Origin of the sequence: Providencia rustigianii (genome assembly GCF_900637755.1) — a bacterium.
GTDB lineage: Bacteria > Pseudomonadota > Gammaproteobacteria > Enterobacterales > Enterobacteriaceae > Providencia > Providencia rustigianii.
Genome location: NZ_LR134396.1, coordinates 1,658,138 through 1,672,759, shown reverse-complemented (window position 1 = coordinate 1,672,759; position 14,622 = coordinate 1,658,138). Strand labels below are relative to the sequence as shown.

The window sequence follows — 14,622 nt, the reverse complement described above, 5'->3', positions numbered from 1 at the left end:
TGATTGAAGGTTGAATTTGAGCCACTTTCGTTTATTGTGACTTTAGTCACTAATATGGCTCAGCCTATTAAAGTTTTGAGAAACGAAATGCATAAAACAGATGAGTTACGCACTCAGCGAGTGGACAGCCTAATTACGCCACAAACGCTCGCAGAGGAATTCCCTATTTCACAAGAGATTGCTGAAAACGTGACAGCGTCACGTAAGAGAATTGAAAATATTTTATCGGGTCAAGACCCTCGCTTGTTGGTTATCGTGGGCCCATGCTCAATTCACGATATCGACGCTGCAATTGAGTATGCAAATAAACTCAACCAATTACGTCAAAAATATCAAGACCGACTAGAAATCGTTATGCGGACTTATTTTGAGAAGCCGCGAACGGTTGTCGGCTGGAAAGGACTCATCTCCGATCCCCATCTTGATAACTCGTGCCAAGTCAATACAGGGATACGACTCGCTCGTAAGTTACTAATTGAGGTTAACCAATTAGGACTGGCAACGGCTACCGAATTTCTCGATATGGTAACAGGGCAATATATTGCTGACCTTATCAGTTGGGGAGCTATCGGCGCGCGCACGACAGAAAGCCAAATTCATCGCGAAATGGCATCAGCCCTATCCTGCCCTGTTGGGTTCAAGAATGGTACTGATGGTAATATCAATATTGCGATTGATGCAATCCGTGCAGCAAAAGCCCAACATATGTTTTTATCACCAGATAAAACTGGGCAAATGACGATTTATCAAACTAGCGGGAACCCACATGGTCATGTGATCATGCGAGGAGGCAAAAAGCCAAACTACACATCCGAATATATTCAAGAAGCCTGCGAAAAATTGCATAAATTTGGATTATCTGAACATTTAGTGGTCGATTTTAGTCATGGAAATTGTCAAAAAATCCACCGCCGTCAGTTAGATGTAGCCAAAGATATTGCAAAGCAAATTGAACAGGGTTCAACGGTTATTAGCGGTGTTATGGCAGAAAGTTTCCTGCTGGAAGGGAACCAACAAATTAAAGAAAACCAGCCTTTGGTTTACGGTCAATCAATTACTGATCCTTGTCTTGGATGGGAAGATACTGAACAATTGATTGAAATCCTTGCTAACGCTGTCAATTCACGTTTTAAATAAACGCGTTCATAGGGTCACTTTAGCTTAATTTTAAAGCTAAAGTGACTTCAAGCAGTTACCCCGCGAATATATAATCCATAATCAATTCACCATTAAAAATAATTAGCTATTAATTCTTTTATATTATTTATTTTTAGCTAAAAATCACTTGATCTCCCTTATTTTCAATTGATAATGATTCTCGTTTTTAACCGCAAGCCACCCAGCGATACATTTAACTATCTAGGCAGCCAGCATCATACATATCAATCAGGAAAGGATTTCCTAATGGCGTTTACACCGACATCTGCATCAAGAGCAGATTATTCATACAATAAAAAATTCTCTTTATCGACTTTAACGCTCGCAATTTCTATCACCGGATTTAGCGCGAATATTCATGCAACACAAGATGTCATGCATGTCACATCTCCCCCACTCAATAACGAAAAATTGGCTGTCGCTGAGCAAGTTGAAATAATTGATGCAACTGCACCAGAACATCAAACTGCAAGCTCCGCGCTTAGCTTACTCAAAAAACAAACTGGAATTTTTATCTCTGGTGCTGGAAGTACTTATGGTGAAAGTATTCAAATGCGTGGATATGACTCCCGCGGCGTCAAAATTATTATCGATAATGTAGCCCAAGACTTTAACTCCGGTCTATTTGATGCCACGTTTATTGACCCCTCCCTGATTAGTAAAGCCTACATTCATAAGGGTTCTTCCTCCGTGCAACATGGTAGTGGCGCGCTGGCAGGTGTGATTTCGTTAAAAACGTTGAATGCTTCCGAGGTGTTAAAACCGCAACAAAATTTAGGTGGGCGTGTATTCAGTGGCATAAATAGTAATGACCATAGTTATTATGCGGGAGCGACTCTGCTGGGACGAACCGATGATTTTGATGCATTATTCACTTATAGCCAACGTAAAAAACATTTAGTTGCCTCCCCGGATTCTCTATCATTTAATAACCATGAAAAAATCCACAACTGGATGTTAAAAACCTCGTGGCTGGCTAATCCCGCTTATCAAGCTGGGTTGCAACTACGTGAGTATCGTAATGATGGTATTAGCTTAAAGCAGCCATCTGCAATAGATACTAAAAACATGATGTTTGCGAATACCCCCCTTGAGCGCAATACTCACCAGCGAGACATTCTCATTAATCAGCGCTTTACTCCACAAAACCAATTTAGCTGGCAAGCTGAGTGGGATCTCTACTATACAGATCTGTATTTAAGTCAGTTAGATCTAGATAAGATTATTAAAAAACCCAAAAAATACGGGAGAGAATCACGTAATCAGTACACTTATGGAACCAAGTTTTCTAACAGTTTGACTGTTCCAGTATCCAGTTGGGCATACAATTATATACAAAGTGGTTTTGAACACTATCAGCAGAAACAAACACCTAATCAATATGCGATTAGCTATCCACCAACTGAACTGAACAATACGTCAGGCTGGCTAATCAGCGACCTGACCCTACAGCATTTACCTATCACCTTATCTGCGGGAACACGCTTTACCCAATATCAAGTGAATCGAGAAGGTTTCGATAAAAGTCATCATACTAACTGGTCATCTCGCTTTGCTGTGAACGCAACACCAACTTCATGGTTAAGTCTCCACTCATCTTATGCGGAGGGCTTCCGTGCACCACGAATGGCTGAGCTATATAACAATTCCTTGCACTTTGATACCCCGTTTTCTGGTACCTCCAACTTTACACCCACCCCAGATTTACAGCCTGAAACTAACAAAACGTTAGAAGCGGGATTAAAATTGAGCTTCGATGATTTTGTTATTCCAAATGATACAATACAATTTGGCAGCACTTACTTTACAACTAAGGCTGACAACTATATCGCGGTACATGCTGAATACAGAAAAACGATAGATCGCAGCTTGAAATACATGTGGTTCCCAGACGAAGTTTATTATATCAATGTACCTTCAGCGACCATCTCTGGTTTTGACAGCTTTATTAAATATCAGTCCCAATGGTTTGAACTCAGTCTCAATCATAACGTGACAATCGCTAAAGAAGATTCAGAAAACCACTCCCTCTCGTCGATACGTCCAGAAACCTTAACAACGCATTTCAAAGCACCGATCGCAAGTACAGGTCTCAATGTGGGTTGGATAGGCGAATTTTCTGCAAAAACAGCTTTCACAGGGGATTCAACCTACAAGTTGGTAGATCATAAATCTGGAGAGGATTTAGATCGCTATCGTCGAGAAATCATTCAATATGCAGGCTATGGCGTTCATGATTTCTATGTAAGCTATCAAGCTGACCCATTTATTAAAGGATTAAATACCGCCCTGACAATGAAGAATGCCTTTGATAGGGAATATATTTCTTCCATGGGAGTTCCACAAGAAGGCCGTAATTTCTACTGGAATATTAACTATAGCTGGTAACAAGTTAATAAATAACGTCTAAAACTACTGGCTCATTATTCTTACCTAATTTTTGTAAGTAATGAGCCAGCCACTGATAACTCAACCTTGAGGAAAATAACCTTGACTATACCTCATTATCAATGACTTTTTACAGGGCAAAACACAGTATAAAGATAAACAAGCCCGCGAACTCTCTACCATTATGCGATTTCTAAAGCTGATGAGCCTATAATTCAATTCAGCTCGGGATTTCCTGTTAATTGTTATTACTTGGTGATAAATAAGCCACTAATTAGCACAAATAAAATATCAATAGTTTACTTGGTTAATAAAATCGAACAGCTCAAACAATAATTTTGAACAAATAAAAAAACCGTCTAATACTCCAGCCAAGAAAAACAAAACAAACAAATTAACTTATTGAATACAAATAATAATAAACATGCATCTATGTATGTTTAACTCTACAGAATTTGACAAAATCTATCGTAACAATAGTTATTCTCATTCAAAAAAAGCACGATTAGCCTATCGATATATCGGAAAAAAAGGAAGAATAGACCATAATTTCATGAGTTATTATTAGTTATTAATGAACAATAGCCTACGGTTGTAGGAGGTAAAATATGTCAGAAAGTGTAGTCAACGAAATTATTAGATGGCTAGAAAGCCAATTGCAACGTAATGAAGGCATCAAAATTGATACCATTGCGGATAAAAGTGGATATTCAAAATGGCATTTACAGCGAGTCTTCAAAGAACTTAAAGGCTGTACTCTTGGTGAATATGTTCGTAAACGCCGCTTGCTAGAAGCCGCAAAATCGTTACGTGAAGGTAACTTACCGATCCTCGACATTGCCTTGCAATATGGTTTTAGCTCTCAGGCGACATTTACTCGCATATTTAAAAAGCATTTTGACACTACACCAGCGAAATTTCGCCAAGCAGGTGAATTACCTGAGTGTAAAACGTTCATGACCTGTAATTGCCATCACTAAGTAAAAATTAGATTTTCGTTGCACCCTCAAACAACCATTCAAACGAAATCTATCTTTGAGCCGATAAATAATCGGCTCTTTTTTTAGCTCAATTCAGAAATCAACCAATTTTCTAAATCAGCAAATTGTGCGGATAAATGAGGCCATTGTTCGTTCATTTTTATCACTAAATGGCGAATTGTTTCGGTCTGGTAATGCAGCCCCCACTAACTGATTACTCAGCCATTCTAATGGTGAAGGATCAAGACTATCCGTGAAAAACTGACAACGTGTAATGGTGCCTTTCTCAATATCAAAGTGAAACTCAATACCGCCCCAAGGAAAACGGGTATCAGCTAAATGACTAAATGCTGGAGCTTGTCCAAAGTTCCATTCCCAGCTACTTTGTTTAGCAAATGTTGCTTCAAAATTCGGTAAATCGGGGAGTTTTTCTGGAGAAATGTATTCAGGCTCAACCGTTTCACCATAGTAACTGAAGAAGCTATCTATTATCCCAGCACAGACGGTATTATGATTAATATCGGGTACTAATTCATTCAGATTAGCGACTCGCGAACGAACTGATGTAATCCCTTTTGCTTGAAGTTTTTTCGGATCTGGATTGAGATAATTAGCAAGGCGACTCAAATCTGTACTGATCAGTAATGTACCATGATGGAAACCGCGATCTTTCGTTTCACGATATGCTGAACCAGATATTTTTCTTGGCCCATTGGGTGTATTCAGCACCAAGTCATTACGCCCAGAAACCTCGGCAGAAATTCCCACTTTGGCTAGCCCATCGACAATTATTTGAGTTGATATGCTTTTATCATATTCCGGTTTGCCCGCCATAAAGGTAAAGCAGGTATTACCTAAATCTTGGAAAACCGCTCCCCCACCGCTGCTACGACGCGCTAATCGAACATTGTCTTGCTCCATTTTTCGAGTATTACACTCTTTCCATGGATTTTGAGCCCGTCCAATGACCACCGTATCTGCATTACGCCATAAAAACATAACACGTTGATCCGCTGACATTTGACGAAAAATAGTCTCTTCTACCGCTAAATTAAACCACGGGTCGAAGGATTCTGAGATAAATAAACGTAATGTAGACATTGGACTATCCTAAAAACAAAACTTGCCCCTAAGATAGCATAATCATTGAGAAATTCATGGGGTAAGGTTCTAAATTAGATACGCCGAGCCTGCCAAAACACTTTTCGCCAATAAACGTTATCCATCGAAGAACGGATAACGCCTTTACTAGTAGATGCATGAATAAAAGTATTATCGGTATCATAAATGCCAACATGCAAGCCATTCTCTCCAGAGCCTGTTTTGAAAAAGACTAAATCGCCGGGCATTAAATCTGATTTATCGATACGAGTCCCAAGACGAGTCTGATCAACCGTTGTCCGAGGAACTTCAATTGCAAAACGATCACTAAAAGTACGATAGACAAAGCCGGAACAATCCACCCCATTTTGACTCATACCACCATAATGATATGGCGTGCCATACCATTGACTTAACTGGTCTTTGAGCTGGGCAATCGTCATGATGGGATCTGACAATTGAGTTTTCATCGGCGGCGCTGAGGTTTGCTTAACTGATGATGAGCACCCGATTAACACCAAACAAAATAGCAATGGTAAGTATTTTAGATTCATTATCATAACGTGCCCTACAAGCTATCCACGAACTATCACCTAAAGCGATATAATAATATGTAATGAATATAATTTACAACGCATGAAAAATAAACAGCGAACACTAATTGATTGATGCTATTTCGCTTTTTTCGTTAATGGCTTAGTCGGGCGGCTAATCATCCACACACCAAATAGAATGAAAGCAATTCCCGCCGCTTTTATCCACGTCGCAGGTTCATTAAACCACGGAAGTAAAACGGCAAGTACATAAACAAAAACATAGCTCAAACTAATTAACGGATATGCTTTATTTAATGGGATGTATTTTAATGCGAATAGCCAGCACAACATAGATAAGGCGTAGCACACTAAGCCAATGAAAATAATACCTAGGCTCAGAACATTGTCAGTTAACCACTCTAGCTGTAACCAGTGCCATCCTAGGGAAAATGAGGGTAATTCTACTACCCCCATTTTTAAACTTAATTGCGCAACAGTCACTAACAGTGCGCTACCCAATACCCATAAGTAGCCTTTATTCATATACTTATACTCATCAACAAAATACCAAACATGATTGCCACAACCCCAAGCCAATGATTTAAGCCTGTTTTCTCATGATAAACAAACTGACCAATCAGAGTAACGAGCACAAAATTGATACTTAACATTGGGTAAGCAATGCTAAGAGGCATGCTTTCTAGCAATTTTAACCAGAATAACATTCCTAAGCCTAGCATGAAGAGTGCCAGCATCAGCCAACGAATGGCAGATGCTGTTTTGTTGATTTTTTCTCCCTGCCAAGTCACTACGGCCTGTTTCTGAGCAATTTGCCCCAAACAAGTCAGCAAGCTAACAAGAAGTAATAATAATAATTGCGCTATCATTGTTTATGGTAAACCACTATCGCCATACGCGAGTTTTGGATCACTTCATCAGGTTTTGGAATATCAGGTAACCCTTCTTTACGGCCTAACAAGAATACAACGGTAACCTGCCCTTCTTTACGTGCTTTTTCTAGCCATGTTGCAAACTGATCTGGTTTGACTAAACGATGGGAGCTATCTGGATATTCCAACCCGTAAGTCAGCTCACCACTGCTGTTATAGAGGTAAATATCAGAATTTTTAGTTTCCCAAGCGAGTCCCGCAGCAACACCGACATTACTTGCCATGAGATAGTGACTATTCATCAATAAATCGTGGTTTTGGTGAATAAAGTTCTGTGGTAGTTTTGAATCAATCGTATTATTTGGTAATGCGCTTCCAATACATAAGCTCACCGCCAATGAACAAGATGCTGCCCATAGCCAATATTTAGCATTTAATACAGTACAGAGATAACCAATAATCGCCCAGATAGAAAAAGCGACAACACCGAGTACCATTTTCGACCATTCATCTGGCTCATACAGAGGTTTTTTGATCACGCTGCTGATGATAATCACTGCAATAACAGCAGCAATACCGAACACTATATTAATAATTCCATTAGCTTTTAGCGCTTTCATGGTGCCATTTCGCACACAGTCCACACCATATTTCGCCATCAATAATGCAAGTGGTGCCATAAATGGCAACATATAGGTTGGTAATTTACCGCGAGAAATACTGAAAAAAATCACTGGAACGATAAACCAACATAGCAAGAAAAACATATCTGGGCTTGATTTCCGCTCCTTCCATCCTTTAATCAATGCCCCAGGAAGTAAGCCTGTCCATGGAATAGCACCCAATAAAATAATCGGAATATAGTACCAAAACGGCTCAAGATGCTGCGCGTCATCGGCAGTAAACCGTTTAATATGCTCAACCCAAAAGAAGTAATTCCAATAATCAGGCTCTTGTTTAGCAATGGCTAAAGCCCACGGTAAGCTAATAATCACCGCAGTGAGTATTGCCAAAGGACCATATTTGAGCATTTCAAGAAAGCGTTTTTGGTAAATCGTAATTGGTAGCATGACAATAACAGGGATGGCTAATGCTAAGAACCCTTTAGTCATAAAGGCCATTCCGCAGGCTAAGCCAAGCGCCCCCCATGCGGCAAGTTTCGTCTTGACCTCTCGAGCTTTCATTGCCCATAAACAACAGAACATACTTGCCGCTATCCATAGTGATAGCATGGGGTCAAGAACACTATAGGTTCCTACCGCAAAAACTAAAAACATGGAGATATAAATAAAGCTTGCCACATAAGCAACATGACTATTACGCCACATCATTTTTGCCATGCGGTAAACCAGCAGTGTGCTTAATAAAATACAAAAAACGGAACCAAAACGAACAGCAAAGTTTGTATCACCAAAAATCATTTGGCTAATATTATTGATCCAATAACCTGCTACTGGCTTTTCAAAATAGCGTGTATCCAACATGTAAGGAACAATCCAATCCCCACGCTGTAACATTTCACGGCTAATTTCTGCGTAACGTGTTTCATCCGGTTGCCAAAGTAAACGGCTATTCAACGGCAACAAATACGTTAGGATAAAAAAAAGAGCCAGCAGAGAGGCTCCTACTTTGCTCGCTCGATTATTCAACATGGGATGTTTATTCCTCTTCTTGGCAGCCCAGCCAACCTTCTCTTCCTGGGAATGGTGCTCGAACCACTCTCCCTTTAGGAAGTGTATTGATGTCTTCAGGCAACAATTCACTTAATGTACAGAATTGGATTTCTTCTTGCTTAATTCGTTCCAATAATTGTGAAAATTGTTGTGACTTTGACATTCCTTCAACTTCCGTATGGATAGTATACACAGGAACACCGCGGTCGCTCTTAATTGCTTGAAGAATAAAATCATTAAACTGTTCATCAGTCACGACAGTACCCACTACTTCATCATAAGTAGGTAATGTGACTGGAATTTGAACCGTTCCTAAAGAACCATCACGTAAAACAGGTCTGAATGGATATTTGCCACGACAGTCACTGTTATAATCGAAATTAAATCTTTGCTTAACGTCTAATACGCGTTCATCACCCCGCCAACCGGCTACCGCAGAGCACGTCACGCGCTGGCCGGTCGCTTGTTGCAATGCATCAACACCAAGTTTCACTTGTTCGGTGAGTTGAACCTCGCTCCATTTAGCGACTTTTGCTTGCCATCCCTGATGATCCCATGCATGCAGCCCAACCTCGTGTCCTGCATCCAAAGTTTGTTTCATCAAGTAGCCTAAATCTTTGGCTATTTTTTTACCTGGCCATGCTGTCCCTGCCAGTAAAATATCTAACCCATATAATGATGCTGCATTCGACCGTAGCATTTTCCACAGAAATTTAGGACGCAAAAGGCGCCATAAATGGCGCCCCATATTATCGGGTCCTACACTGAAGAAAAAGCTGGCTCGAATATCATGCTCCTTGAGCACTTTAAGTAACTGAGGAACACCTTTCAGAGTACCCTGATAAGTGTCCACATCGATTCTCAAGCCAACTTTTTTCATTATTCTTCGCTTTCCAGCTCTTCCACAGCACCCTGTAAGAAGAAGTCTAATGTCTCATCAATGGTATCTTTCATATCGATAGTCGGCACCCAGTTAAGTAAACGACGCGCGTTCTCAACACTTGGTTTACGATGTTCAACGTCTTGATAACCTTGACCATAGTAACTTGCACTTTCGATTTCACGGAAACCAGCAAATGGTGGGAACTTCCCACGAGCTGGATGTTTTTCAAAGCTTTCCAGTAACATTTCCGCTAATTGACGAATACTCGCTTCGTTAGTTGGGTTACCAATGTTGATGATTTGGCCATCACATTTACCATCTTTGTTTTCGATGATACGGAACAGTGCTTCAATACCATCTTTGATATCAGTGAAACAACGTTTCTGAGCGCCACCATCAACTAACTTGATTGGTGAACCTTCAACTAAGTTCAGAATCAGCTGAGTGATTGCACGAGAACTACCAATACGTGCAGAATTCAAGCTGTCTAAACGTGGTCCCATCCAGTTAAATGGACGGAATAAGGTAAATTTCAGACCTTCTTTCGCGCCGTATGCCCAAATAACTCGGTCAAGTAACTGTTTAGAAACAGAGTAGATCCAACGCTGCTTGCTGATTGGACCAACAATCAGGCGAGATTCATCTTCATCAAACTCTTTATCATCACACATACCATAAACTTCTGAAGTAGAAGGGAAAATGATACGCTTGTTGTATTTCACACAGTAGCGAACAATTTTCAAGTTTTCTTCAAAGTCTAATTCAAATACACGCAGTGGGTTACGGGTATATTCGATTGGTGTCGCAATAGCGACTAATGGCAGGATGACATCACATTTTTTAATGTGATATTCGATCCACTCTGTGTGGATACTGACGTCACCTTCAATAAAGTGGAAACGTGGGTTACCAATGAAACGCTCAATTGCAGATGAACCGATATCCATACCATAGATATCATAGTTATCATCTTGTAATAAGCGCTCAGTTAAGTGGTTACCGATAAAACCATTTACACCTAAAATCAGAACACGCTTACGGCGTTTGACTTGTGTTGTTGGTTTAATACCAACATGCATGTCAGCCATAATGCCCATTTCATTAGCCAGACGATTACCTTGCATGTAAAGACCAGTTTCGCTCTGACCACTCACAATCTCAAGTGCGCCTTTTCCACAAGCAATACGCAGAGGATCACTAGATAATACGGTTCCAGCTGCTTTACCGTTGTTGTCATCTAATACGCGAGCTCGCCAAATCACCATCTTACGCGCGCCCAAGTATGTAAACGCACCTGGATATGGTTCTGTCACTGCACGAATTAAGCAATTGATTTCTGTCGCACTACGGCTCCAGTCAATTTGGCCATCATCCGCATTACGGCGACCAAAGTAGCTTGCTTGACTCTCATCTTGAGCAACGGCTTTATAAGTACCCGCTTCAATTAACGGTAGAGTTTTATCCAACAGAACTTCAGCGGCCTCACGCACTTTAGCGTGCAGAGTTAATGCTGTATCCGTGTCTGAGATAGCAACTTTCTCTTGTGCAACAATGTCACCAGCATCAGCTTTAGCAACCATTTTATGCAGTGTCACACCCGTTTCACTCTCACCATTCAGTAACGCCCAATTGATTGGTGCACGACCACGGTATTTAGGTAATAAAGAACCATGTAGGTTAAAAGCACCTTTTGGTGCTAATGCCAGCAGCTCTTCACTTAACATATCACGATAATAGAAAGAGAAAATCACGTCAGGTTTCATCTCACGAATACGTTCAATCCACAGTGGATGGTTAACGTTTTCTGGAGCGAAAACAGGAAGTTCCATGTCTGCACTTACACGAGCTACAGAAGAGTAAAAGTGGTTTTCATTTGGATCGTCAGTGTGAGTAAATACTGCCTGAATATCAAAACCCGCTTTTTCCAGCGCTTTTATCCCTACACAGCCAATATCATGATAGGCAAAAACAATAGCTTTCATTAGTTTTCTTCCTGATTTTTGTCGGTTTTAAGATCTGCTCCGACGACTTTTTGAATAAAATAACGAGGTCTCGCGCGCACATCATTGTAGATCCTACCAATGTATTCGCCCAACAAACCCATAGCAACAAACTGTGCGCCGATAAAGATAAAGAGTATCGCAAACAGTGTGAATACGCCGTCAGCTGCCCAGTCAGAGCCGAACAGTAAACGTAAAACAATTAATAACACGGCGAGAACAAAACCACCCGCAGCGATAACACTACCCACGACACTTAACAATCGCAGAGGTGCGGTTGTTAAGCATGTTAATAGGTCATACATTAAATTAATCAGCTTCATAAAGCTGTATTTAGAATCACCAAACTCGCGTTCAGCGTGCGCTACATCAATTTCAATGGTTCGGCGCGCAAAAGTATTTGCTAAAATTGGAATAAACGTACTTCTTTCGTGGCACTGAAGCATCGCTTCAATAATATGACGGCGATAGGCACGTAACATACAGCCATAATCACCCATAGAGCGCCCAGTGGCTTTAGTGATCATTGCATTAATCATTTTAGATGCAGTTTTTCGGAACCAAGAGTCTTGACGATTTGCACGACGAGTTCCAACAACATCATAGCCTTGAGAAGCTGTTTGTACCAAACGAGGAATTTCTTCCGGTGGGTTTTGTAAATCCGCATCTAACGTGATGACTAAGTCGCCATCAGCTTGATTGAAGCCCGCCATAATCGCCGAGTGTTGACCATAATTACGGTTTAAAATAATAGCAATAACATGGTTTTCTGGATTTTCGGCCGCTTCCACCAACATTTTTGCAGAACGGTCACTACTCCCATCATCAACTAAAATCAATTCATAAGATTGAGTCAGTTGTTTACAGGATTTAATCGTACGCTCTAACAGTTGAGGTAAACTTTGCTCTTCATTATAAACAGGGATTACGATAGAGACTTTTTTAATCTCTTCAAATTCATCAGCTAATGACACTATTTTGACTCCAAAAGGACTGTATTAATCGCAGCAACTACCCGGTCAACATCAGCATCAATCATATCTGGGAATAAAGGCAGCGAACACAGTGTCGCACTATTCCATGTTGATTCTGGTAATGACAACTCAGGGTATTTTTCACGGTAATATTTTTGCGTATGAGCTGCACGGAAATGCAACCCCGTACCAATATTATGCTCTTTTAGTCTCTCCATAAACTCATCGCGAGTAATTCCACATACAGATTCATCAACACGTACCATAAACAGGTGATTCGCATGTAAATGTGAATATGTTGGCACCGACAACATTTGTAATGGAGAGTCTTTCAGTAATTCACGGTAACGTGCCGTCAACTCAGCTCGACGTTGATTTAACGCCTCAACACGAGATAATTGTACAACTGCAATAGCCGCATGAATATCTGATAGGTTGTATTTAAAACCGGGTTCAACTACCTCAGCCTGAGGTTTACGACCTTGCATTTGACGGTCAAACGCATCCACACCTAAACCATGGAATTTCAATGTGCGAACACGTTGTGCCAGTGCGTCGTCATTCGTTGCAACAAGACCGCCTTCAGCACAGGTGACGTTTTTAATTGCATGGAATGAAAAAATGGCAGTACCATTCTCACCAATCCATTCATTTTTATAGCGTGTACCTACCGCATGAGCAGCGTCTTCAATGAGAACAACATTCGCCTTTTGAGCAATTGCACGTAGGGCATCTAAATCACAAGGTGCACCTGCATAATGCACAGGAATGATCGCTTTAGTTTTTGATGTTAGTGCTTGTTCTACAGTTTCAGGTTGGATCATCAATGTATCGCGATCAACATCAATCATCACTGGTGTTGCGCCAAGCAACTCAATCATATTGATGGTTGATACCCATGTTTGAGATGGGGTAATAACTTCATCACCAGGCCCAATTCCCAAAGCCATCAGTACCACATGCATACCCGCTGTCGCTGATGAAAGCGCAATAGCATGTTTACAACCATAGCGCTTGCAAAAATCTTCTTCTAGTTGATGATTCTGTGGGCCTGTCGTTATCCAGCCTGAACGCAAAACATTTTCTACTGCCTTAACCTCTTCATCACCGATTGCAGGTTTTGAAAATGGAAGGAAATTGCTCATATTGTTTGTAGCCTAGTTTCATTATGAATAGAATATTCTAGCTAAAATTACTTTAACCGAACCTCAACACCAGTCATCATTACAACGATAAATCAATTAAAAACGGGCAATTGGAACACATTTTGTTAATTATCGAAATCAATAATTTGCCATACTCTATGCGAGGAGTTATGGGTGAGTTGAATATCAGCCATAAAAATATCGGATAGATTTATATCAGTCATGATCTCATCAGGTTTGCCTGTATAAATTAACGTTCCTTTTTTAATCATCCATATTTGACTTGCATTTTTATATGAGTGACTAAGATTATGTCCACTCATTATAACTGTTCCTGAGCAATCACAAAAATATTTCACCCATTTATCTAGTATTCCTTGATGAATAATATCTAAATTGTTTATTGGCTCATCAAAAAAGATTATTTTTCCACTTAGTACATGGCTATCCCAGACTTGTAAAAACATAGCAACGATACGAACACGTTGCCATTCACCACCCGATAATTGGTTTATAGACTTAGCTAAAAGGGGAAGCAACTGAAAATCTCGACATAACACATCAAATATAGACCGATTAACGTCGCAATTAGATGTGAATAGCCCTAAGTATTGAAATACTTTCAAACTTGGTAATATTCCCATTTGCTGGGTCAAATAGGCTCTTTGCTGGCCAAGCTCTTGGGCTGAGTAATTTTTTAGATTGATATGATTAAGGTATATGTTTCCTGTATAAGACTCACAGCCACTTAATGCCGCTAATAACGTGCTTTTCCCTGCACCATTCGCACCTAATAAATGAATTTGTTCACCAGCAGAAACTTGCTGCGTGACCTGATGAAGTCGGCCAGAGACGGATAAATTAGTTATATCCAGAATAATCTTTTTATTCATA

12 protein-coding genes and 1 pseudogene are annotated in these 14,622 nt (G+C 40.3%); 3 read left to right on the top strand and 10 right to left on the bottom strand.

Annotation, left to right across the window (positions count from 1 at the left end; genetic code table 11):
* Positions 1-87: 87 nt before the first annotated feature.
* From EL244_RS07720 to EL244_RS07710, 3 genes are all read left to right on the top strand, one after another.
* A complete protein-coding gene (locus tag EL244_RS07720) occupies positions 88-1,137 on the top strand; it encodes a 3-deoxy-7-phosphoheptulonate synthase (RefSeq protein WP_126459985.1) in 1,050 nt (349 codons plus the stop codon).
* A 267-nt stretch (positions 1,138-1,404) separates the two neighbouring features.
* Positions 1,405-3,546, top strand: a complete 2,142-nt coding sequence (locus EL244_RS07715; RefSeq protein WP_230084866.1) for a TonB-dependent receptor domain-containing protein — start codon at positions 1,405-1,407, stop codon at positions 3,544-3,546.
* Positions 3,547-4,154: 608 nt separating this feature from the next.
* A complete protein-coding gene (locus tag EL244_RS07710; protein ID WP_006813273.1) occupies positions 4,155-4,526 on the top strand; it encodes a helix-turn-helix domain-containing protein in 372 nt (123 codons plus the stop codon).
* Between the two features lie 215 nt (positions 4,527-4,741).
* Here EL244_RS07710 and EL244_RS07705 read toward each other — a convergent pair.
* The 10 genes and pseudogenes from EL244_RS07705 to EL244_RS07660 form a co-directional block, all read right to left on the bottom strand.
* Positions 4,742-5,627 (bottom strand): annotated as a pseudogene (locus tag EL244_RS07705) (lipoate--protein ligase); the annotation flags it as partial.
* 74 nt (positions 5,628-5,701) lie between these two features.
* Positions 5,702-6,187, bottom strand: coding sequence for a C40 family peptidase (locus EL244_RS07700; RefSeq protein WP_039854176.1), 486 nt, complete (start codon positions 6,185-6,187; stop codon positions 5,702-5,704).
* A 111-nt stretch (positions 6,188-6,298) separates the two neighbouring features.
* Positions 6,299-6,706: a 4-amino-4-deoxy-L-arabinose-phosphoundecaprenol flippase subunit ArnF gene (arnF, locus tag EL244_RS07695; protein ID WP_006813276.1), complete on the bottom strand. Its 408-nt coding sequence runs from the start codon at positions 6,704-6,706 to the stop codon at positions 6,299-6,301.
* Positions 6,703-7,050 (bottom strand): 4-amino-4-deoxy-L-arabinose-phosphoundecaprenol flippase subunit ArnE, encoded by a 348-nt coding sequence (gene arnE, locus EL244_RS07690; protein WP_126459979.1) that lies wholly within the window; start codon positions 7,048-7,050, stop codon positions 6,703-6,705. The genes arnF and arnE overlap by 4 nt, the downstream gene beginning before the upstream one ends.
* Entirely contained in the window at positions 7,047-8,705 is a 1,659-nt protein-coding gene (gene arnT, locus EL244_RS07685; RefSeq protein ID WP_006813278.1) for a lipid IV(A) 4-amino-4-deoxy-L-arabinosyltransferase, read from the bottom strand. The genes arnE and arnT overlap by 4 nt, the downstream gene beginning before the upstream one ends.
* A 7-nt stretch (positions 8,706-8,712) precedes the next feature.
* The gene (gene arnD, locus EL244_RS07680; RefSeq protein ID WP_126459976.1) at positions 8,713-9,606 is read right to left on the bottom strand and encodes a 4-deoxy-4-formamido-L-arabinose-phosphoundecaprenol deformylase; all 894 of its coding nucleotides are present in this window, start codon (positions 9,604-9,606) and stop codon (positions 8,713-8,715) included.
* Complete coding sequence (gene arnA, locus EL244_RS07675; protein ID WP_006813280.1) at positions 9,606-11,591, bottom strand: bifunctional UDP-4-amino-4-deoxy-L-arabinose formyltransferase/UDP-glucuronic acid oxidase ArnA; 1,986 nt, start codon at positions 11,589-11,591, stop codon at positions 9,606-9,608. Before arnA ends, arnD begins: the two co-directional genes overlap by 1 nt.
* Positions 11,591-12,583, bottom strand: a complete 993-nt coding sequence (gene arnC / locus EL244_RS07670) for an undecaprenyl-phosphate 4-deoxy-4-formamido-L-arabinose transferase (RefSeq protein ID WP_126459973.1) — start codon at positions 12,581-12,583, stop codon at positions 11,591-11,593. Before arnC ends, arnA begins: the two co-directional genes overlap by 1 nt.
* Entirely contained in the window at positions 12,583-13,728 is a 1,146-nt protein-coding gene (gene arnB / locus EL244_RS07665) for a UDP-4-amino-4-deoxy-L-arabinose aminotransferase (protein ID WP_126459970.1), read from the bottom strand. Before arnB ends, arnC begins: the two co-directional genes overlap by 1 nt.
* A gap of 125 nt (positions 13,729-13,853) precedes the next feature.
* Positions 13,854-14,621: a vitamin B12 ABC transporter ATP-binding protein BtuD gene (locus EL244_RS07660; protein ID WP_126459967.1), complete on the bottom strand. Its 768-nt coding sequence runs from the start codon at positions 14,619-14,621 to the stop codon at positions 13,854-13,856.
* Between the last annotated feature and the right edge of the window lies 1 nt (position 14,622).